This window comes from Pseudorhodoferax sp., assembly GCF_047601025.1.
GTDB lineage: Bacteria > Pseudomonadota > Gammaproteobacteria > Burkholderiales > Burkholderiaceae_C > Pseudorhodoferax.
Map to the genome: position 1 here is coordinate 1,274,661 of NZ_JASGJZ010000001.1, position 21,424 is coordinate 1,296,084.

15 protein-coding genes are annotated in these 21,424 nt (G+C 74.3%); 12 read left to right on the plus strand and 3 right to left on the minus strand.

From position 1 onward, the window contains the following. Positions 1-80 precede the first annotated feature (80 nt). Positions 81-2,255 (minus strand): catalase, encoded by a 2,175-nt coding sequence (locus QM782_RS06065; RefSeq protein WP_415202012.1) that lies wholly within the window; start codon positions 2,253-2,255, stop codon positions 81-83. A gap of 205 nt (positions 2,256-2,460) precedes the next feature. After that, complete coding sequence (gene gph / locus QM782_RS06070) at positions 2,461-3,138, minus strand: phosphoglycolate phosphatase (RefSeq protein WP_415202013.1); 678 nt, start codon at positions 3,136-3,138, stop codon at positions 2,461-2,463. A 236-nt stretch (positions 3,139-3,374) separates the two neighbouring features. On the opposite strand from gph, the gene QM782_RS06075 reads away from it, so the two are divergent. The 5 genes from QM782_RS06075 (at position 3,375) to QM782_RS06095 (ending at position 12,692) form a co-directional block, all read left to right on the plus strand. Then, positions 3,375-4,097, plus strand: a complete 723-nt coding sequence (locus QM782_RS06075; protein ID WP_415202014.1) for a DUF3348 family protein — start codon at positions 3,375-3,377, stop codon at positions 4,095-4,097. Next, entirely contained in the window at positions 4,094-6,568 is a 2,475-nt protein-coding gene (locus tag QM782_RS06080; protein WP_415202015.1) for a DUF802 domain-containing protein, read from the plus strand. Before QM782_RS06075 ends, QM782_RS06080 begins: the two co-directional genes overlap by 4 nt. Continuing rightward, positions 6,565-7,224, plus strand: a complete 660-nt coding sequence (locus QM782_RS06085) for an OmpA family protein (RefSeq protein ID WP_415202016.1) — start codon at positions 6,565-6,567, stop codon at positions 7,222-7,224. The genes QM782_RS06080 and QM782_RS06085 overlap by 4 nt, the downstream gene beginning before the upstream one ends. Further along, positions 7,217-7,768, plus strand: a complete 552-nt coding sequence (locus tag QM782_RS06090) for a DUF2894 domain-containing protein (protein WP_415202017.1) — start codon at positions 7,217-7,219, stop codon at positions 7,766-7,768. The genes QM782_RS06085 and QM782_RS06090 overlap by 8 nt, the downstream gene beginning before the upstream one ends. Before the next feature lie 223 nt (positions 7,769-7,991). Next, positions 7,992-12,692 (plus strand): CHAT domain-containing protein, encoded by a 4,701-nt coding sequence (locus tag QM782_RS06095; RefSeq protein ID WP_415202018.1) that lies wholly within the window; start codon positions 7,992-7,994, stop codon positions 12,690-12,692. A 25-nt stretch (positions 12,693-12,717) separates the two neighbouring features. On the opposite strand, the gene rpe is transcribed toward QM782_RS06095, so the two are convergent. Beyond that, complete coding sequence (gene rpe / locus QM782_RS06100; RefSeq protein ID WP_415202019.1) at positions 12,718-13,416, minus strand: ribulose-phosphate 3-epimerase; 699 nt, start codon at positions 13,414-13,416, stop codon at positions 12,718-12,720. Between the two features lie 66 nt (positions 13,417-13,482). Between rpe and apaG the strand changes: the two genes are divergently transcribed. Genes apaG through hemE form a run of 7 tightly spaced genes read left to right on the plus strand, consistent with a single transcriptional unit; the run spans position 13,483 to position 21,155 of the window. Then, positions 13,483-13,866 carry a Co2+/Mg2+ efflux protein ApaG gene (gene apaG / locus QM782_RS06105; protein ID WP_415202020.1) on the plus strand — a complete coding sequence of 128 codons (384 nt, stop codon included), beginning with the start codon at positions 13,483-13,485 and terminating at the stop codon, positions 13,864-13,866. 10 nt (positions 13,867-13,876) lie between these two features. Beyond that, positions 13,877-15,907 (plus strand): site-specific recombinase, encoded by a 2,031-nt coding sequence (locus tag QM782_RS06110; RefSeq protein WP_415202021.1) that lies wholly within the window; start codon positions 13,877-13,879, stop codon positions 15,905-15,907. Then, positions 15,876-17,126, plus strand: coding sequence for a cation:proton antiporter (locus QM782_RS06115; protein ID WP_415202022.1), 1,251 nt, complete (start codon positions 15,876-15,878; stop codon positions 17,124-17,126). Before QM782_RS06110 ends, QM782_RS06115 begins: the two co-directional genes overlap by 32 nt. Then, positions 17,123-18,280: a YbdK family carboxylate-amine ligase gene (locus tag QM782_RS06120; protein ID WP_415202023.1), complete on the plus strand. Its 1,158-nt coding sequence runs from the start codon at positions 17,123-17,125 to the stop codon at positions 18,278-18,280. The genes QM782_RS06115 and QM782_RS06120 overlap by 4 nt, the downstream gene beginning before the upstream one ends. Before the next feature lie 51 nt (positions 18,281-18,331). Further along, positions 18,332-19,288, plus strand: a complete 957-nt coding sequence (gene thiL, locus QM782_RS06125; protein ID WP_415202024.1) for a thiamine-phosphate kinase — start codon at positions 18,332-18,334, stop codon at positions 19,286-19,288. Further along, on the plus strand, positions 19,254-20,018 hold the full coding sequence (locus tag QM782_RS06130; protein ID WP_415202025.1) for a hypothetical protein: 765 nt from the start codon (positions 19,254-19,256) through the stop codon (positions 20,016-20,018). Before thiL ends, QM782_RS06130 begins: the two co-directional genes overlap by 35 nt. A gap of 51 nt (positions 20,019-20,069) precedes the next feature. Further along, positions 20,070-21,155 (plus strand): uroporphyrinogen decarboxylase, encoded by a 1,086-nt coding sequence (hemE, locus tag QM782_RS06135; protein ID WP_415202026.1) that lies wholly within the window; start codon positions 20,070-20,072, stop codon positions 21,153-21,155. Positions 21,156-21,424: the final 269 nt, after the last annotated feature.

Consider the following 21,424-nt stretch of genomic DNA (forward strand, 5'->3'; position numbering starts at 1 on the left):
GAGTGTAGCAAACGCACTTCCGGCGAACCGGCCCGGCGCCCGCTGCGCGCGCAGGCCGGGAACGGCCCCTGCGTCGCGTGTCACGCCGGCACCGATCCGGCCAGCGGGCGGTCCCAGTGCCGGTGGCGGCCGATGGCCTCGACGAAGGCGCGGGCCGTCTCCGCCGTGCCGGGGCCGAGCACCACGCCGGGGTGCGGCCGCAAGGCGTCGGCGTCGGCGCCCGCTGCGAGGCCGAGCGGCCGCAGCAGGACGGCGCCCTCGCCCAGCGCGCAGACCGCCTTGCCGTGCCGGTAGGCCTGCAGCACGCAATGCTGGGCCGCGCCGCTGGCGGCCAGCGCCCGGGCCGCGCGCGCGCCGCCGGCCACCAGCACCGCGTCGAACAGCACCGAGGGCATGCTCGCCAGCGCATGGTCCACGGCGAACGGGCGCCCCGCCTCGGTGGCCACCGGCGCCCGCTGCGGCGCCAGCACCAGGCAGCGCGCGCCGGCGTCCTGCAGGGCCTGCAGCACGGGCCGCAGGCCCGGCGCGTCGACGCCGTCGGCCACCAGCACCGCGACCCGGCGCGTGGCGATCGGCTGCGTGCCCGGCGCCGGCCCGGCCGCCATGCGCAGCGCGGCGGACTCCTCGACGGCCAGCGCGCCGCGCGCCCCGCGAAAACCGGCCCGCCCGGCCGCGGCCCGGGGGTCGGGCACCAGGCCCAGGCCCGCAGCGACCTTGCGCGCCAGCATCGCGTCCACGTGCGCCAGGTTGTCCACCATGCGCTGGCGGACGTCCAGACGCTCGACCTGGGACAGCTCGAAGCGGAAGGCCGCCACGATGTGCTCCTTCTCGAACGCGCCCTGGCTGTGCCAGAACAGCGCCGCCTGCGAGAAGTGGTCGTCGAACGCGGGGCCGCGCCCGCGCAGGCGCGGCATGCCGGCGCCGGCCGGCGGCGCCTGGTCGCCCTGCGGCGGCCCGCCGTCCACGCGGAACTCGCTGCCATCCTCCTGGCCCAGCGTGTTCGGCTCGTAGGCCACGCGGCCGCGCGCGATCGCGCGGCGGTGCGCGCCGTCGCGCTGGAAGTTGTGGAACGGGCAGACGCCGCGGTTGATCGGCAGCTCGTGGAAGTTCGGCCCGCCCAGGCGCGCGAGCTGCGCGTCGGTGTACGCGAACAGCCGCCCCTGCAGCAGCGGGTCGTCGGTGAACGCGATGCCGGGCACGACGTGGCCGGGGTGGAAGGCGGCCTGCTCGGTCTCGGCGAAGAAGTTGTCGGGGTTGCGATCCAGCACCAGGCGGCCGATGCGCTGCACCGGCACCAGCTCCTCGGGGATCAGCTTGGTCGCATCCAGCAGGTCGAAGCCGAGCTGGTCCTCGCGGCCCGCGTCGACGATCTGCACGCCCAGCTCCCACTCGGGGAAGTCGCCGCGCGCGATGGCCTCCCACAGGTCGCGGCGGTGGAAGTCCTGGTCCACGCCGGCGATCTGCCGGGCCTCGTCCCAGGCCAGGCCGTGCACGCCAAGCCGGGGCTTCCAGTGGAACTTGGCGAACACCGCGTCGCCGCGCGCGTTGACGAGGCGGAAGGTGTGCACGCCGAAGCCTTCCATCATCCGGTAGCTGCGCGGCAGCGCGCGGTCCGACATGGTCCACATCAGCATGTGGGTGGTCTCGGGCATCAGCGAGGCGAAGTCCCAGAAGGTGTCGTGCGCGCTGGCCGCCTGCGGCATGCCGTGGTGCGGCTCGGGCTTGAGGGCGTGGACCAGGTCCGGGAACTTCATCGCGTCCTGCACGTAGAACACCGGCATGCTGCTGCCCACCAGGTCGTAGTTGCCCTCGGCGGTGTAGAACTTGACGGCGAAGCCGCGCACGTCGCGCACGGTGTCGGCCGAGCCGCGCTCGCCGGCCGCCGTGGAGAAGCGCACGAACACCGGCGTGCGCTGCGCCGGGTCCTGCAGGAAGGCCGCGCGGGTGTAGGTGGCCATCGAGCGGTAGGCCTGGAAATAGCCGTGCGCGCCGGCGCCGCGCGCATGCACCACGCGCTCGGGGATGCGCTCGCGGCCGAAGTGCAGGAGCTTCTCGCGCAGCACGAAGTCCTCCAGCAGCACGGGGCCGCGCACGCCGGCGGTCAGCGCATGGTGATTGTCCGCCAGGCGCAAGCCCTGGTTCGTGGTCAGGCCCGCGGCCATCGTGCACGGCGGCGCCAGCTCGGCCTGCAGTTGCTGCTGCTTGGCGTTCGGCGGCGCGCGCGAGGCACCGCCGCCGTCCCGGCTGCGCGGCATGGTCAGGCGTCCGCGCGGCCGGCGGTGGCCGTGCTCACGCTCCCCACGATGCCCGGGCGATCCCAGGCGGCGGCTTCCATGTCCATGACGCGCTCCCGCGATGCTTGTGCGATGGCGCAAGGCTACGGGCGCCGCGCGGCGGGGCCGGTAGTTGCACGAGGCGGGCCGCTGTGGGAACGGCCAGCGACCCCCGGTAGGAAGCTGACTACAGCAGCGCGGCGGCCTCGGCCAGCGAATCGACCCAGCCGTCGGCATCGACCTCGCGCACCGGCCGGCCGTGGTTGTAGCCGTAGGTGACCAGCACCACCGGGCAGCCGGCCGCGCGCGCGGCCTGCGCGTCGTTGCTGGAATCGCCCAGCATCAGCGTGCGCGCCGGCGCGCTGCCGAGCGCCTGGCAGGTGGCCAGCAGCGGCAGCGGGTCGGGCTTCTTGCGCGCGAAGGCATCGCCGCCGAACACCTGCGCGAAGAAGGCCGCCAGCCCCTTGGCCTGCAGCAGCTCGCGCGCGAAGGCCGTGGGCTTGTTGGTCAGGCAGGCCAGCGCCAGGCCGCGCGCGCGCAGCTGCTCCAGGCCCTGCACCACGCCGGGATAGACCCGGGCATGGCGGCCATTGACCTCGGCATAGCTGCGCTGGTAGCTGGCCCAGGCCGCCTCGAAGCGGCCGGCATCGGCGCCCACGTGGGCCAGCACGCTGCGGATCAGGTGCTCCGAGCCCTTGCCGACCATGCGCTCGACCTCGGCCGCGGCCACGCGCGGCAGCGCCAGCTCGTCGGCCACGCGGTCCAGCGCGGCGCAGAAATCGCCGAGCGTGTCGACCATGGTGCCGTCGAGGTCGACGATGGCGGCTTGCAGGGGCGGGTGGCGGAATGGCGACGCAGCAGGCATGGGCGAGAACGCGGAGCGGACGAAAGCATCGATTCTCCTGCCTCCTGCCTCCTGCCTCCTGCCTCCTGCCTCCTGCCTCCTGCCTCCTGCCTCCTGCCTCGCCCTCGCCTCCGCCTCCGCCTCCGCCTCCGCCTCCGCGGCCACGGCCACGGCCACGGCCACGGCCCGCGCCGCGGCCGCGGAGGCCGGCCCCGCGCCGGGCATGTAGACTGCGCGGTTTTTCGCTAACCGTCGGCATGCTGCAAGCGTCTCGGCGCACCGGCTCTCCCGACTCGGCCCTCGTCCGCCTGCTGGCCCGGCTGGCCGAACTGGAGGGGTGCGAATCCCCGCAGAACTTCGCGAACCGCCTGAGCCAGTGGCTCCGGTGGACCGATGCCACGCCCCTGTTCAACGCGCTGCAGGCCGCGCCCGCGCCGCGCCCGCCGGCCCGGGCCGGTGCCGCCGAGGCCGCTGCCGCCGCCAGCGCCCGCCTGCGCGGCGCGCTGGCCCAGGCCATCGCCGAGGAGGTCGCCGCCGCGACCGCGGAGTTCCGCGCCCCGCCGATCCAGCTGCCCGGCGAGCCCAGGGAGTCCACGCCCGGCTTCGCGCCCTACCGGCGCTGCTGCCTGGCGCGCCAGAGCGCCATGGCCGCCGGCATCGAGCCGCTGCGCGGCCGGCTGCGCCTGGCGCTCGCGGCGCGCTCGCCGGCGCTGGCGCGGCTGGCGGGCGTCGACGCGGTGCTGGAGCAGGTCGTCGGCGCGCAGGAGCACCGGCTGCTGGCCGGCGTGCCGCGGCTGCTGGAAAAGCGCTTCGGCCGGCTGCGCGCCGGCACGGCGCCGGACGGTGGCGACGGCTGGATCCTGCAGTTCCAGCAGGAGCTGCAGGGCGTGCTGCTGGCCGAACTGGAATTGCGATGGCAACCGATCGAAGGGCTGCTCGCCGCCCTGCGGTCCCACCAAGGAGGCGCACGAGCCCGATGAACCGAGTCTTCCACTACGCCGTGCTGCTGGCCGGCCTGGCCTGCATCGCCTGGGTCGGCGCCGGCTACGCCGCCGGCGGCCTGGCGCTGCCGCTGGCCGTCACCGTGCTGATCGGCGCGTTCTTCCTGCTCGGCGCGCTGGAGCTGCAGCGCCTGCGCCAGTCCACGGACGCGCTGGCGCGCGCGCTGGCCGGCACCACCGCCGCGCCGCCGGCGCTGGGCCCCTGGCTGGACGCGCTGCCCCCGGCCCTGCGCCCCGCCGTGCGCCTGCGCATCGAGGGCCAGCGCGTGGCCCTGCCCGGCCCGGCGCTGGTGCCCTACCTGGCCGGCTTCCTGGTGCTGCTGGGCATGCTGGGCACCTTCCTCGGCATGGTGGTCACGCTGCGCGGCACCGGCGCCGCGCTGCAGGGCGCGGCCGACCTGGCCGGCATGCGCGCCGCGCTGGCCGCGCCGGTCAGCGGGCTGGGCGTGGCCTTCGGCACCTCGCTGGCCGGCGTGGCCGCCTCGGCCACATTGGGCCTGGCGATGGCGCTGGCGCGGCGCGAGCGGCTGCTGGCGGGCCAGCAGCTCGACCTGCTCGCCGCCGGCGTGCTGCGCCCGTTCTCCGAGGCGCACCGGCGCGACGCATCGCACCGCCTGCTGCAGCAGCAGGCCGAGGCCGTGCCGCGCCTGGTCGATGGCCTGCAGCAGCTGATGCAGGGCCTGGAACGCCAGCACGCCGCGCTGCACGCCCAGCTGCGCGAGAGCCAGCAGGAATTCCACGCGCGCACCGAGGCCGCCTACACCAGCCTGGCCGGCGCCGTCGACCGCTCGCTGAAGGACAGCCTGGCCGAGAGCGCCCGCCTGGCCGGCGCCGCGATCCAGCCCGCGGTGGAAGCCACGATGGCCGGCGTGGCGCGCGAGGCCGCCGCGCTGCACGCCGGCGCGGCCCAGGGCGTGCAGCAGCAGCTCGACGCCGCGGCGCAGCGCTTCGCGGCCAGCGCCGAGGGCGTGTCGCAGGCCTGGACCGCCGCCCTGGCCGAGCAGCGCGCCACCCAGGCCCACGCCGACCAGCAGTTGCGCGGCACGCTGGACGGCTTCGCCAGCGGCTTCGCGCAGCGCTCGGCCGCGCTGGTCGAGCAGGTCTCCGGCCAGCTGGCCGGCACCACTGCCGGCCTGGCCGACCGCTGGCAGGCCGCGCTGGCCGAGCACGCCCGCACCAGCCAGGCCGAAGCCGCCGGCACCCGCCAGGCGCTGGCCGACAACGCCCGGCAGTTCGCCGACCAGGCCGCCGCGCTGCTGCGCGGCGTGGAGCAGGCGCACGCCGAGCTGCAGGCCCGCATGGACGCCCGCGACGCCCAGCGCCAGGCCGACTGGGCCGAGGCCCTGGCGCGCCAGGAACACGCGCACCAGGCCGCCGCCGGCGACGCCCGGCAGGCGCTGGCCGCCACCGCCGCCGGCTTCGCCCAGCAGGCCGCCGAACTGCAGCGCAGCGCGGCCCAGGCCCACGACGCGCTGCAGGCCGCCGCCGCCGCGCACGACGCGCAGCGCCTAGCCGCCTGGACCGAGGCGCTGGCCCGCCACGAGCAGGCCGCCCAGTCGCTGGCCGGCGACGCCCGCGCCGCGCTCGAAGCCTCGGCCGCCGGCTTCGCCGAGCACACGGCGGCGCTGCAGCGCGGCGTGCAGCAGGCCCATGCCGAGCTGCTGGAACGCGGCGACGCCCGCGACGCCGAGCGCCTGGCCGCCTGGACCGGCCGCCTGGACGCGCTGGCCGACGCGCTGCGCACGCAGTGGCAGCAGGCCAGCGCCCACGCGCTGGAGCAGCAGCAGCGCATTTGCGCCACGCTGGCCGAGACCGCCCAGGCCATGGCCGCCCGCGCCGAGCAGCAGGCCGGCGCCACCGTGGCCGAGGTCGCCCGCCTGGTGGAGGCCGCCGCCGCGGCCCCGCGCGCCGCGGCCGAAGTCATCGCCGAGCTGCGCGACAAGCTGACCGCCAGCATGGCGCGCGACAACGCCATGCTCGACGAGCGCGCCCGCGTGCTGGAGACGCTGGGCGCCCTGCTCGACGGCGTGCAGCACGCCGCCAGCGCGCAGCGCAGCGCCATCGACGCCCTGGTCGACAGCGCCGCCGGGATGCTGGAGCGCGCCGGCAGCCGCTTCGCCCAGCAGGCCGAGGCCGAGGGCGGCCGCATCGCCGAGGCCTCGGCCCAGGTGGCGGCCGGCGCCGCCGAGGTCGCCAGCCTGGGCGAGGCCTTCGGCGCCGCGGTGCAGCTGTTCGGCCAGTCCAGCGAACGCATCGGCACGCACCTGCAGCAGCTGGAAGACACGCTGGCCCGCTCCATCGCGCGCAGCGACGAGCAGTTGGCCTACTACGTGGCGCAGGCGCGCGAGGTCATCGACCTCAGCCTGCTGTCGCAGAAGCAGATCATGGAAGACCTGCAGCGCCTGGCGCGCGAGCGCGCGGCCGAGCTGGCGGAAGGAAACCCGGCGTGACGACCGCCCTGGAAGACGGCGACGCCGGCGCGGACGCCACCGCGCCGGTCTGGACCGCCTTCGCCGACCTGATGGCCGGCCTGCTCGGCGCCTTCGTGCTGATCCTGGTCGCCGTGGTCGGCATGCAGCTGGAGCTGGACACGCGGCTGCAGTCCGAGATCGCCCAGCGCCAGGCCCAGGGCCAGCGGCTGCAGACGCTGGAGCAGGCGCTGGCCGCGCCGCTGGCGGCCGGCCGCGTGACGCTGGTGCAGGGCCGCATCGGCATCAGCGGCAGCGTGCTGTTCGAGTTCAATTCGAACGAGCTGCAGCCCGAGGGCCGCCAGCTGCTGCAGAGCCTGGCCGGCCCGCTGGCCGACTGGCTGCGCACGCACGACGAGATCCTGATGGTCAGCGGCTTCACCGACGACCGCCAGGTGCGCGGCGGCAGCCGCCAGTTCGCCGACAACTGGGAGCTGTCGGCCCAGCGCGCGCTGACGGTCACGCGCGCGCTGATCGAGGAAGGCGTGCCGGCCGACGCGGTGTTCGCGGCCGCCTTCGGCTCGCAGCAGGCCGTGGCCTCCAACGCCGACGCCGAGGGCCGCGCGATGAACCGCCGCGTGGAGATCGCGCCGCAGCCGCGCCCGGCCCGCGCCCCGCAGGACGCGCCGCGTGGATAGCACCGCCGCCGTCGGCGCGCCCGGGGCGCTGCGCCAGCACGCCATCGACGCGCTGGAGCGCCGCGCCGCCCGCCACCAGGGCGCCGCGCACGCGCTGCTGCAGGCGCGGCTGCAGGCGCTGCGCGCCCAGGCCCTGCCCGCGCCGCCGCCCCCGCCGCCGGCCCGCCCTGCCGGCCCCGGCCCGCTCGCCGCCCTGCTGCAGGCGCTCGGCCCGCCGCCGGCGCACGACCCCGGGCTGCTGCAGTACTTCCGCAGCACCTGGGCGCGGCTGGACGCCGAGGCCCGGCTGGCCCGCTCGCTGGCCGACGCACCCGAGAACCCCGGCCCGCTGAACTCGCGCCACCTGGTGCAGCAGGCGCTGCAGCTGATGCGCGCGGAGGCGCCGGACTACCTGCGCCACTTCATGGCCCAGGTCGACGCGCTGATGTGGCTGGAGCAGGCGCAGGCCGAGGCCGCGCAGCCCGCCAGGGAAGGGCGCAAGGCGGCCGGGAAGGCCCCAGCCAAATCCGGCGGCAGGCGCGCCGGCAGGTCCGCGCGGTCCTAGGTCCTCGAAACCAGTCCCCGCCCCGCCGGCGACGGGGAAGCGCCCCGCGCATCCGCCGCCGCGATCGACGGCGCGCACAAGGCATCGAAGCCCACGCCCGTGGCGCCGACGCCCCATGGCAGCGGCTTCCCCCATGCAGAGGAAGCCGCGCACCGCGCCCAGCCGCCGCTGCCGCGCGGTTCGAATAGCATGCAGCGCTCCACCACTGCCGGATCGGGACACGATGCACGCCATCCTGGAACACGTGGGCCACGACCTCCTGTGCCGCACCGCAGGCGCGGCACCGGCCGAATGCCGCATCGACGGCGAAGCCCTGGGTCCCGCCCTGCGCGACATCGCGCAAGGCTATGACCACGCCGTGCGCAGCGGCGACGACGATGCACTCGCGGCGCTGGGCCAGGCGCTGTTCCAGTGGCTCGACCCGTCCGGATGGGCCAGCGCCTGGGCAGCCGGCACCGGCCCGCGCAGCCTGGAAATCCGGGTGACCCAGCCGGCCGATCCGCTGGCCACCGCGCTGCTGGATGCCCCGTGGGAGCTGCTGGCCCAGCCCGGCCAGGGCTTCCTGGCGGACGACGCGACGCAGCTGTACGAACTGGCGCGCCGCATCGGCACGCCCGATCGGCCGGCCGCGACGCCGCACGGCGACCTGCAGCTGATGTTCATGGCCGCGGCGCCGGCCGGCGAGCACGAACTCGACTTCGAAGCCGAAGAGGGCGCGATCCTCGACGCCACGCAGCGCCTGCCGCTGCACCTGGTGGTCGAAGAGAGCGGCAGCGCCGCGCTGCTGGCCGAGCGGCTGCAGCTCGAAGGCCCGTTCGAGGCGCTGCACCTGTCGTGCCACGGCGAGATCGACGCCCAGCGCGGCCCGTTCCTGGCGCTGGAGGACGAGGACGGCAGCATGCTGCCGTGCTTCGCCGGCGAACTGGCCGGCCATCTGGCCGGCGCGGACGGCGCGAACGGCATGCCGCTGGTGTTCCTGTCGGCCTGCCGCACCGCCGAACAGACGGCCGGGCCCGGCACGGCGGCGCGGCCGAACGAACCCTTCGTGCGCAACCTCGTGCGCGCCGGCGTGCTGAACGTTCTGGGCTGGGACGGCTCGGTCTACGACCGCGATGCGGCCGACTTCGCCCGGAGCTTCTACAGCGCGCTGGCAGGCTACGCACCCGTGGCGCACGCTGCCGCGCAGGCACGCCGGCAGTTGCGCCAGCACAACCTGGCCGACCCGCGGCAGGGCCGCCACTGGCACCTGGCACGGCTGTACCTGGGCCCACAGGGCGGCGGCGCGCTGGCCGCGCGCGGCGGAGCCCGGCGCCACCTGGCCAGCACCAGCCACCAGGACCAGTTCCTCGACGCACGCAGGGAAGTGCCCGTGGCCAGCCGCAGCGCCTTCGTCGGCCGGCGCCGCGCCCTGCAGGCCGTGCGGCGCGCCTTCGCCGCCGACGGGCATCCCGGCGTGCTGGTGCACGGCATCGGCAACATCGGCAAATCCAGCTTCGCGCACCGGCTGGCGACGCGCATGACCGGCCACAAGACGGTCGTCGTGTTCCGGCACTACGACGCGCCGGCTGTGCTCGACCGCCTGCTCGACGCGCTGCCGCCAGCGGAGCGGCAGGCCAGGCGCCAGCAATGGCGCGCCGCGGTCACTGCCGACGCCACGCTGCTGGCCGACGCACTGGAAGACCTGCTCGCCGGCCCGTTCGATGCGGCCCCGGTGCTGCTGGTCATCGACGACCTGGAGCAGATCCTGGAAATGCCAGCACCCGACGACAGCGCCGCGGACGTGACCGTGCGACCGGCCTTCGCCGCCACGCTCGCCGCCGTGCTGGGCGCGTTCGCGCGGGTGCGCTCGCGCTCGCGGCTGCTGCTGACCAGCCGCTACCGCTTCCGCCTGGTCGATGCCCGGGGCCAGGACCTGGCGGCCGCGCTCACGGCGCAGCCGCTGCTGCCGATGAACACGACCGAGCGCCGCAAGCAGATGCGCGCGGCCGCGCCAGCCGACGTGCTCGGCACACTCGATCCGGACCTGCTGCAGCGCGCGCTGGACGCTGCCGACGGCAACCCGGGCCTGCAGGACACGCTGACCAAGCCGCTGCTGGCCGGCGAGAGCGGGGCCGCACGCCAAGCCATCGCGGCCATCGAACGCCTGCAGCGCGACGGCGTCGCGCCGGACCTGCTGGCCGCGCTGGTGGCCGAAGGCGCCGCGGCCGACACGCGCAATGCGCTGCAAGCCTTCCTGCACCGCATGGCCTTCGGCGTCTACCAGGCCGCCCTGAGCCCGGCGCAGGCCCGCTATCTGGCCGCGGCGCGCAGCTTCGCGCCGGGGCTCGCCATCCCGGCACCGGCGCTGGATGCCGCGGCCGCCGCCCTCGGCGTGAACGCGCCCGCAGCCGCGCGCCAACGCCTGCTGTCGCTGGGCCTGCTCGACGACTGGGGCATCGAGCGCGCCACGCCACACGCTGCGGCCAACCCGCTGGCCCGCCCGCTCGTCCCGGAACCCTCCGAAGCGCAAGCGCAGGCAGCCGCCCAGGCTGCCGTGCCCTGGCTGTACCGCGCCTGGAGCGAGAGCGGCGGCTGGCTGGCGCCCGGCGCGCGCGGCTGCGAACTGTGCCGCCTCGCGCTGCTGGCGCCCGAAGCCGATGCCGCGGTGCTGGACACCGCGGCCACGTCGGCCGCCCGTTACATGCATGACGCCCTACACGCCACAGCGGCGGCCATCCGGACACTGCTGCAGCCTACGCTCGCGCGGCTGCAGCAGCAGGGTTGCCGGCCGTCCACGGCGCTCGCGCACATCTGCTTCGACTGCGCCGAACGGGCCGGCGACCCGGAACTGCAGCGCGCAGCGCTCGAACGCCTGCGCGACATCGATGTACAGGACCCGATGGCCGCCGGCGCCAGCCTGGTGCGGCTCGCAGGCGCCAGCCAGAGGAGCGGCCAGACCGCGGAAGCCGAACAGTATCTGCATGACGCCTGCAGGCACTTCCAAGCCATCAGTGCCGAGCGTGAACTGGCGATCGCACGGGGCCAGGTCGCCGACATCCTGCAGGCCCGCGGACAGCTCGACGAGGCTCTGCGCATCCGACAGCACGAACAGCTGCCCGTCTACGAGCGGCTGGGCGACGTGCGCACCGAGGCCATCACCCTAGGCAAGGTCGCCGACATCCTGCAGGACCGCGGACAGCTCGACGAGGCCCTGCGCATCCGACAGCACGAAGAACTGCCCGTCTACGAGCGGCTGGGCGACGTGCGCGCCAAGGCCGTCACCATGGGCCGGGTCGCCGACATCCTGCAGGCCCGCGGACAGCTCGATGAGGCCCTGCACATCCGACAGCACGACGAGCTGCCCGTCTACGAGCGGCTGGGCGACGTGCGCGAGAAGGCCGTCACCATGGGCAAGGTCGCCGACATCCTGCAGGACCGCGGACAGCTCGACGAGGCCCTGCGCATCCGACAGCACGAAGAACTGCCCGTCTACGAGCGGCTGGGCGACGTGCGCGAGAAGGCCGTCACCATGGGCAAGGTCGCCGACATCCTGCAGGACCGCGGACAGCTCGACGAGGCCCTGCGCATCCGACAGCACGACGAGCTGCCCGTCTACGAGCGGCTGGGCGACGTGCGCACCGAGGCCATCACCCGAGGAAAGGTCGCCGACATCCTGCAGGCCCGCGGACAGCTCGACGAGGCCCTGCGCATCCGACAGCACGAAGAACTGCCCGTCTACGAGCGGCTGGGCGACGTGCGCGCCAAGGCCATCGCCATGGGCCGGGTCGCCGACATCCTGCAGGCCCGCGGGCAGCTCGACGAGGCCCTGCGCATCCGACAGCACGAAGAACTGCCCGTCTACGAGCGGCTGGGCGACGTGCGCGAGAAGGCCGTCACCATGGGCAAGGTCGCCGACATCCTGCAGGCCCGCGGGCAGCTCGACGAGGCCCTGCGCATCCGACAGCACGAACAGCTGCCCGTCTACGAGCGGCTGGGCGACGTGCGCGCCAAGGCCATCGCCATGGGCCGGGTCGCCGACATCCTGCAGGACCGCGGACAGCTTGACGAGGCCCTGCGCATCCGACAGCACGAACAGCTGCCCGTCTACGAGCGGCTGGGCGACGTGCGCGCCAAGGCCATCGCCATGGGCCGGGTCGCCGACATCCTGCAGGACCGCGGACAGCTCGACGAGGCCCTGCGCATCCGACAGCATGAACAGCTGCCCGTCTACGAGCGGCTGGGCGACGTGCGCGCCAAGGCCATCACCCGAGGAAAGGTCGCCGACATCCTGCAGGCCCGCGGACAGCTCGACGAGGCCCTGCGCATCCGACAGCACGAAGAACTGCCCGTCTACGAGCGGCTGGGCGACGTGCGCGAGAAGGCCATCGCCATGGGCAAGGTCGCTGACATCCTGCAGGCCCGCGGACAGCTCGACGAGGCCCTGCGCATCCGACAGCACGAACAGCTGTCCGTCTACGAGCGGCTGGGCGACGTGCGCGAGAAGGCCATCGCCATGGGCCAGGTCGCCGACATCCTGCAGGACCGCGGACAGTTCGACGAGGCCCTGCGCATCCACGAGGAGCGGCTGCCCGTCCTGACCCGGCTGGGCGATGCCGCCGGCATCGCCCAGGCCCACTACGCGATCGCCGGCGTCCTGCTGGCCCGCGGCGACCACGAGCACGGAGCCCTGCAGCAGGTCCACGACCACCTGGCGCAGGCGTTTTCGATCAGCATGCAGACCGGTCGGGTCAATGCCATCGGCGCCATCGGCGTACTGCTCGCGCAGGTGCTGGCCATGGGCGGAGAGCTCCAGCAAGCACTCGAAGTCCTGTCCGCAGCCGATGCCGCGTACCGGCGATTGGATGACGCGCCAGCCCTGTCACTGGTCGCCGAACTGCGCCAGACGATCGACGCCCTGGCCGATGCCTCGGGGCTGTCGGAATGACTGCAGCGGATACGCTCGTGATGCTTCAGCCCGCCAGCGCCTCGCGCATCCTCCCGATCACGGCCCTGTAATCTTTCTGCCCGAAGATGGCGCTGCCCGCCACGAAGGTGTCGGCGCCGGCCGCGGCGACGCGGGCGATGTTGTCGGCCTTGATGCCGCCGTCCACCTCCAGGCGGATGTCCTTGCCGCTGGCGTCGATGCGTTGTCTCACCAGTTCGATCTTGCGCAGCGCGCTGTCGATGAAGGCCTGGCCGCCGAAGCCGGGGTTCACGCTCATGACCAGCACCAGATCCAGGTCTTCCAGCACCCAGTCCAGCACGTCCAGCGGCGCGGCCGGGTTGAACACCAGGCCGGCCCGGCAGCCGGCCGCGCGGATCGCCTGGATGCTGCGGTGCACGTGGGTGCTGGCGTCGGGGTGGAAGCTGATCAGGTCGGCGCCGGCCTCGGCGAAGGCGGCGGCCAGCGCGTCCACCGGCTGGACCATCAGGTGCACGTCGATCGGCACGGGCGTGCCGTCGGCCTGCCGGCACAGCGGCTTGAGCGCCTTGCAGATCATCGGGCCGAAGGTCAGGTTGGGCACGTAGTGGTTGTCCATCACGTCGAAATGGATCCAGTCGGCGCCGGCGGCGATGACGTCGGCGACCTCCGCGCCGAGCCGCGTGAAATCGGCGGACAGCAGCGAGGGGGCGATGCGATGGGTGGGGCGGCGGGTCGAGGGGCTCATGGGCGGGCATTTTCCCCGAGCCGGGTATTGCAGGGCGCCGCGGGGGCAGCAGTTAGGATGCCGGCCATGCCCCAATACCAGTTCACCGTCGAGGCCGTTCCGCACCATCTGGCGGACCAGTCCTCGCCCGAGCAGGCCGTCTACGGCTTCGCCTACCAGGTGACCATCCACAACAGCGGCACGGTCGCGGCGCAGCTGATCTCGCGCCACTGGATCATCACCGACGGCAACGGCCGCACCGAGGAGGTCAAGGGCCTGGGCGTGGTCGACCAGCAGCCGCTGCTGCAGCCCGGCGAATCCTTCCAGTACACCAGCGGCTGCCGGCTGCGCACGCCCACCGGCGCGATGCGCGGCAGCTACTTCTGCGTGGCCGAGGACGGCACGCGCTTCGAGGCCGAGATCCCGGCCTTCATCCTGGACGCGGGCGGCGGCGCGCGCGTGCTGCATTGATCCCGCCGCGATGCAGGACATCAACCGCATCCTCGATGCGCTGGACCCGTCGGCGCCGCTGGCGCAGCGCCACATCTGGCTGATCGGCGTGCTCGACTGGGTGCGCGGCGACGGCCGGTCGGTGCCGGCCGCGGTCAGCCGCGTGCAGTTCCTGGTCGAGGCGCTGGAGGCGCGGCCCGAGCTGCTGCCGCGCCTGCGCGCCTGGTGGCGCACCATGGTGCTGACGGTGGACTTCTCGGTGCTGCTGGGCGACCACGGCTTCGCGCCGCGCACGGCCTTCTTCAGCGAGCTGTCCGAGCGGCTGCGCCGCAAGCTGCTGCCGGGCACGCCGGAGACGGTGGACGCCTCGGCGCTGTTCTCGCTGGCGTTCCCGCACCGCCTCGACGGCGCCTGGCTGGCCGCGCTGGACGAGCCGCTGCTGCGGCGGCTGGCCGTGCAGCTGTCCGACCCGGACGACCCGCGCAAGCCGCCCTGGCAGAACATCGTGCTCGACGCCATCACCTACTGCGCGGGCCAGATCCAGGCCAACGGCTTCGCGCCCGAGTTGCGCCTGCGCATGGGCGAGAAGGCGCGCGCGGACCGGGCCTTCCACCAGCTCGTCGGCGACGTGGACCAGCTCGCGCGCGCGGTGCGCCAGACCGCCTCGCAGGAGGCCGTGGACGCCGCGGCCCAGCAGCTGCGCGAGCGGCTGGAGTCCTGCCGCCAGGCGGTGGGCGACGTCTACGCCCACCTGGACGAGAACGGCATCTCGGTCGGCGTGGTGTTCCGGCTGCGCCAGCTGCGCGAGCGCATCCTGCGCGTGCGCGACCTGCTGGACATGCTGCTGGGCGGGCGGCCGCTGGCCAGCGGCGCGCGGCTGATCGCGCGCATGGCCCAGGCCGAGCAGGACAAGCGCAGCGTGCGCGCGCTGGTGCGCGCCAACTCCTCGCTGCTGGCGGCCAAGGTGGCCGAGCGCAGCGCCGAGACCGGCGAGCACTACATCACGCGCGACGCGGCCAGCTACCTGCGGATGCTGCGCAAGGCCGCCGGCGGCGGCGTGCTGACCAGCGTCACCGTGCTGCTGAAGTTCAGCATCGTCGCCCTGGGCCTGCCGGCGTTCTGGGGCGGCTTCTGGTCCGGGCTGGCCTACGCGGCCAGCTTCGTGCTGATCCAGCTGCTGCACTGCACGCTGGCGACCAAGCAGCCGGCCATGACGGCGCCGGCGATGGCGGCCCGGCTGAAGGACCTGAGCGGCGACGCGGTCGTGTGCTTCGTCGACGAGATCACCCATCTCACGCGCTCGCAGGTGGCGGCCGTGCTGGGCAACGTGCTGCTGGTGGTGCCGGCGGTGCTGGGCCTGAGCCTACTGATGCAGCGCGCGCTGGGCCATCCGATGATCGACGCCGCGGGCGCGCACTACGTGCTGCATGCGCTGGACCTGCGCGGCCCGACCGCGCTGTACGCGGCCTTCACCGGCGTGCTGCTGTTCGCGGCCAGCATCGTCGCCGGCTGGGTGGAGAACTGGTTCGTGCTGCACCGGCTGGACTCGGCGCTGCGCTACAACCCGCGCATCACGCGCGTGCTGGGCGTGCAGCGCGCGGCGCGCTGGGCCGGCTTCATGCGCGAGAACGTGTCGGGCTTCGCCAGCAACATCAGCCTGGGCCTGATGCTGGGGCTGGTGCCGGCGTTCGCGGCCTTCTTCGGCCTGGCGCTGGACGTGCGGCACGTCACGCTGTCGGCCGGCCAGCTGGCCGCGGCCGTGGCGGCGCTGGGCTGGGAGGTGCTGCGCCAGCCCGCGTTCTGGTGGTGCGCGGCGGCGATCCCGGCGATCGGCGCGCTGAACCTGGCGGTCAGCTTCTACCTGGCGTTCCGCGTGGCGGCGCGCGCCCACAACGTCAGCGGCGTGGACCGCGCGCGCATCTACGCAGCCATCCGCTCGCGGCTGCGCCGCCGGCCGCTGCAGTTCTTCCTGCCGCTGCGCAGCGCCACCGCGGCGGCCCACGACGACGCGACGAGGAGACCAGGAAACGATGCAGGCATTGCTGAGCTCGTGGAACGCTGAGGCCGGCCCCGGCCTGACGACGCTGGCCTGGTCGCTGGTGCTGGCCGCGGCGGCGGCGGCCGGCTACCTGGTGCAGCGCTACAGCGGCCTGCCCAAGGTGGCGGGCTATTCGGTGGTGGGGGGCGTGGCCGGCTTCTTCGGCTTCGCCGACGCGGCCTGGCCGCTGGCCGGCAACGCGCTGTTCCTGCTGGAGATCGGCATGGCGGTGGTGCTGTTCGAGGCCGGCGCGCGCATCTCGCTGCGCTGGTTCCGCCACAACCCGATGGTGCTGGTGCAGTCGCTGGCCGAGTCGGTGCTGACCTTCGTCGCCGTGTACTGGCTGCTGCGCCGCTTCGGCGTGGACGAGGGCGCGGCCGAGCCGCTGGCCGTCGTGGCCGTGGCGGCCTCGCCGGCGGTGCTGACGCGCGTGGTGATGGACGCGCGCGCCGCCGGCCCGGTGACCGAGCGGGCCATCGTGCTGTCCACGCTGTCCACGCTGTACGCGCTGACCCTCGGCGGCGCGCTGGCCGGCCTGATCGACGGCGGCCAGCGCACCGGCGTGGCCGAGTCGATCGCGCCGGTGGTCGTCCTGCTGGCGCTGTCGCTGGTGGTGGCGGCGCTGCTGGGCCTGGCCATGCGCGCGGCGCTGCACGTGATGAGCCCGGCCAGCGAGAACACCTCGATGCTGCTGCTGGCGCTGATCGCGGCCAGCACCGCGCTGGCCGCGCTGGTCGGCGGCTCGGCGCCGCTGTCGGCGCTGCTGGCGGGGCTGCTGCTCAAGCAGCTGAACCCGCGGCCCTGGGTCTGGCCGCGCCAGCTGGGCACGGCGGCGGCGATGCTGACGATGCTGATGTTCGTGCTGGTGTCCACGGTGGCGGCCGGCACGGTGTGGACGTCCGCCAGCGCGGCGCTGGTGTTCGGCGTGGTGGCGGTGCGCCTGGCCGCCAAGGTGGCGGGCACGGTGGTGGCGAGCCCGGGCAGCGGCCTGCGGCTGTCGCAGGCGCTGTGGACCGGCTGCGCGATGTCGCCGATGTCGGCCGTGGCGCTGCTGCTGGCCTCGCAGTTCGCGCTGGCGTCCGAGGCGCACCGCGCCACGATCGCCGGCGTGGCGCTGCCGGCCATCCTGATGATGGAGGTGGTGGGCGCGGTGATCGCCACGCTGGCGCTGCAGCGCGCCGGCGAGAGCGCGCGCCTGGCCGAGCGCGAGGCCAACGACAGCGGGCGCGGAGGCCTGGAATGAGCGCCGCCCCGCCGCCCACCAGTACCGGCGCCGGCCTGGAACCGTTCGGCCGCTCCGACGCCCTGTCGCTGGGCGTGGAGCTGGAGCTGCAGCTCGTCAACACCCACGACTACGACCTCGCGCCCTATGCGCAGGACATGCTGCGGCTGATGTCCGCCCGCCGACTGCCCGGCTCGGTGGTGCCGGAGATGACCTCCAGCATGATCGAGATCTCCACCGGCGTGTGCCGCAGCGCCGGCCAGGTGCTGGACGAGCTGACCGCGCTGCGCGACGCGCTGGTGGCCTGCGCCGACAAGCTGAACATCGCCATCCTGGGCGGCGGCACGCACGCCTTCCAGCAGTGGCACGAGCAGCGCATCTACGACAAGCCGCGCTTCCGCGAGCTGTCGGCGCTGTACGGCTACCTTTCCAAGCAGTTCACGATCTTCGGCCAGCACGTGCACATCGGCTGCCCGGACGCCAACACCGCCCTGGTCACGCTGCACCAGCTGTCGCGCTACATCCCGCACTGCATCGCGCTGTCGGCCTCCTCGCCCTACGTGCAGGGGCAGGACACGATGTTCGACTCGGCGCGGCTGAACTCGGTGTTCGCGTTCCCGCTGTCGGGCCGCGCGCCGTTCGCGCTGACCTGGGACGCGTTCGAGGCCTACTTCGACAAGATGACGCGCACCGGCGTCGTCAGGAGCATGAAGGACTTCTACTGGGACATCCGGCCCAAGCCGGAATACGGCACGATCGAGATCCGCGTGTTCGACACGCCGCTGACCGTGCAGCGCGCCGCCGCGCTGGCCGCCTACGTGCAGAGCCTGGCCGCCTGGTGCATGCACGACCGGCCCTTCGTGCCCGAGGACGACGACTACCTCGTCTACACCTACAACCGCTTCCAGGCCTGCCGCTTCGGGCTGGACGCGGTCTACGTGGACCCGGCCAGCGGCGAGCACCTGCCGCTGCGCGAGCACATCCGCGCAACCATGGAGCAGCTTGCGCCGCACGCGCGCGAGCTCGGCGCCGAGGCCGGCCTGGCGCTGCTGCGCACCGAGGTGGACCAGAACCGCAACGACGCGCGCTGGCTGCGCGAGCGCCAGGCCGAGGAGCGGCTGCTGGCCGAGGTGGTCCGCCAGGCAGCCGGCCGCTTCCGCGGCGGCGAGCCATGACACATCCCTGCAGGTGGCCGCGGCCGCGCTGCGCAACGGACGACGACCGACATGGGTGAATTCGACCTGATCGAGCGCTTCTTCAAGCGCCCGGTGCGCCGCGCCGCGCTGGGCGTGGGCGACGACTGCGCGCTGCTGCAGCCGGCCCCCGGCATGCAGCTGGCCGTGACCAGCGACATGCTGGTCGAGGGCCGGCACTTCCTGCCCACGGTGGACCCGCGCGCGCTGGGCCACAAGGCGCTGGCCGTGAACCTGTCGGACCTGGCCGCCTGCGGCGCCCGGCCGCTCGCCTTCACGCTGGCGCTGGCGCTGCCGGCGGCCGATGCGGCCTGGCTGGCGCCGTTCGCCGAGGGCCTGCTGGCGCTGGCCGACGCGCACGGCTGCGAGCTGGTCGGCGGCGACACCACGCGCGGCCCGCTGAACATCTGCATCACCGCCTTCGGCGAAGTGCCGCGCGGGCAGGCGCTGCTGCGCTCGGGCGCGCGGCCGGGCGACGAGATCTACGTCAGCGGCACGGTGGGCGACGCGCGGCTGGCGCTGGAGGTGTTCCGCGGCACGCTGTCCGTGCCGCAGGAGGTGTTCGCGCCGGCGCGCGCGCGCATGGAGCGGCCCGAGCCGCGCAGCGTGCTGGGCCAGGCGCTGCGCGGCGTGGCCTCGGCCGCGGTGGACGTGAGCGACGGGCTGCTCGGCGACCTGGGCCACGTGCTGAAGGCCTCGGGCGTCGGCGCGCGCATCGACGCCGCGGCCGCGCGCACGCTAATGGCCACGCCGCCCGGCGTGCTGACGGACGCGCAGACGCTGCAGTTCGCGCTGGCCGGCGGCGACGACTACGAGCTGGTGTTCACCGCGCCGGCCACGGCGCGCGGTGGCGTCAAGGGCGCCAGCGTGCACGCCGGCCTGCAGGTCACGCGCATCGGCCGCGTCGAGGCCACGCCGGGCGTGCGCGTGGTCGAACCGGACGGCCGGCCCGTCGATGCGCGCTTCGCCTCGTTCGACCATTTCGGCTGAGGGCCGGCGCGCCGCCCTGGCGGCGCTGGGCACGCTGCCGCTGACCCTTCTGGCCGGCTGCGCCGGCGCGCCGGCGCCGCAGGGCCGCGTGCGCGGCGAGGCGGCCTCCTCCGGCGAGCTGCTGCAGTCCGACACCAACCGCATGGCCACGCTGGCCATGCGCGACAACATGGACAGCCTGATGCGGCTGGCCGACAAGCTGTACCGGCGCAACCCGATCGCGTGGCGCCGCGCGGGCCTGGCCAGCCGCGACGACGCGCTGGACCGCCTGGCCGCCGCGATCCGCCAGCAGCAGCCGCCGGCCGCGCTGCAGGGCCGGCGCGACGTGGCGGCGCTGGCGCTGGCCCTGGCGCCGGACTTCGTGGGCGACCGCGTCGGCGCCTTCGTCTACGCCCTGGCCGACATGCTGGTCGCCGCGCACGGCGGCCGCACCCACTTCACGCTGCTCGACAGCCTGGAGCCGCAGCACCTGTACAACGCCGCGCGCAACGTGGAGGCCGCCGCCTGGCTGCTGGCGACGCGGCGCGGCGCGGACGGCCGGCCGCTGCTGCTGGCCGACGAGATCGGCGCGCAGGAGCGCAACCTGAGCTTCGAGCGCGAGTTCGGCAAGATCGTCGCCCGGCTGGACCTGCTGGCCGCCTACCTGACCGAGAAGTACCGCCGCGCCGCGATCGGCTACGTGCAGACCCTGGTGGGCGGGCAGTTCCTGCAGTTCCTGCCGGTGCGCTAGCCGCCGGCCGCGGGCCGGGGCGGCCGCACCCCCTGCGCGACAATCGCCGCCATGTTTGCCCCGCTCCAGAACGACAGCTTCCTGCGCGCCTGCCTGCGCCAGGCCACCGACCACACGCCCGTCTGGCTGATGCGCCAGGCCGGCCGCTACCTGCCCGAGTACCGCGCCACGCGCGCGAAGGCCGGCAGCTTCATGGGGCTGGCGACGAACCCGGACTACGCGACCGAGGTCACGCTGCAGCCGCTGGCGCGCTATCCGCTGGACGCGGCCATCCTGTTCAGCGACATCCTGACCGTGCCGGACGCGATGGGCCTGGGCCTGTCGTTCGCGCTCGGCGAAGGCCCGCGCTTCGCGCACCCGGTGCGCGACGAGGCCGCGGTGCAGCGGCTGGCCGTGCCGGACATGGACGAGCTGCGCTACGTGTTCGACGCCGTGGCCTCGATCCGCCGCGCGCTGAACGGCCGGGTCCCGCTGATCGGCTTCTCTGGCAGCCCCTGGACGCTGGCCTGCTACATGGTCGAGGGCCAGGGCTCGGACGACTACCGCCTGGTCAAGACCATGCTGTACGCCCGGCCGGACCTGATGCACCGCATGCTGCAGGTCAACGCCGACGCCGTGGCGGCGTACCTGAACGCGCAGATCCAGGCCGGCGCCCAGGCGGTGATGCTGTTCGACAGCTGGGGCGGCGTGCTGGCCGACGGGGCGTTCCAGCAGTTCAGCCTGGCCTACACGCAGCAGGTGCTGCGCCGGCTGGAGACCGTGCACGCCGGCCAGCGCATCCCGCGCATCGTCTTCACCAAGGGCGGCAGCCCCTGGCTGCAGGAGATGGCGGACCTGGACTGCGAGGTGCTGGGCCTGGACTGGACGGTGGACCTGGGCCGCGCCCGCGCCGAGGTCGGCGACCGCAAGGCCCTGCAGGGCAACCTGGACCCGAACGTGCTGTTCGCGCCGCCGGCGGCGATCGAGGCCGAGGTCGCGCGCCTGCTGCAGCGCTTCGGCACCCCGCACCAGGGCGCCGGCCAGGGGCCCACGCACGTGTTCAACCTGGGCCACGGCATCAGCCAGCACACGCCGCCGGAGCACGTGCGGGCGCTGGTGGAAGCGGTCCACACGCACTCGCGGCGCCTGCGCGGCTGAGGGCGGCCGCGGGCGCGCAGGCACCGGCGCGCAGCCCGGGCGGCACGGAGAAGCCGGCCCCGCGTTACTTATGCACAAAACAAGGGATGCTTGCGGGGCCGCTGTCAAGCCCCTTCGCCTCCCCGCTACAAAACCCATAGCCATCGCAAGCCGTTGATTCATATGGAGTTGTGGATTTGCTTTTTTTACGGGCAACGTGGCGCCAGGCCTTGATTTGCAAGGGTTTGGCACAGGCGCGCCGGCGCTATCAACAAAGTTATCCACAGGAA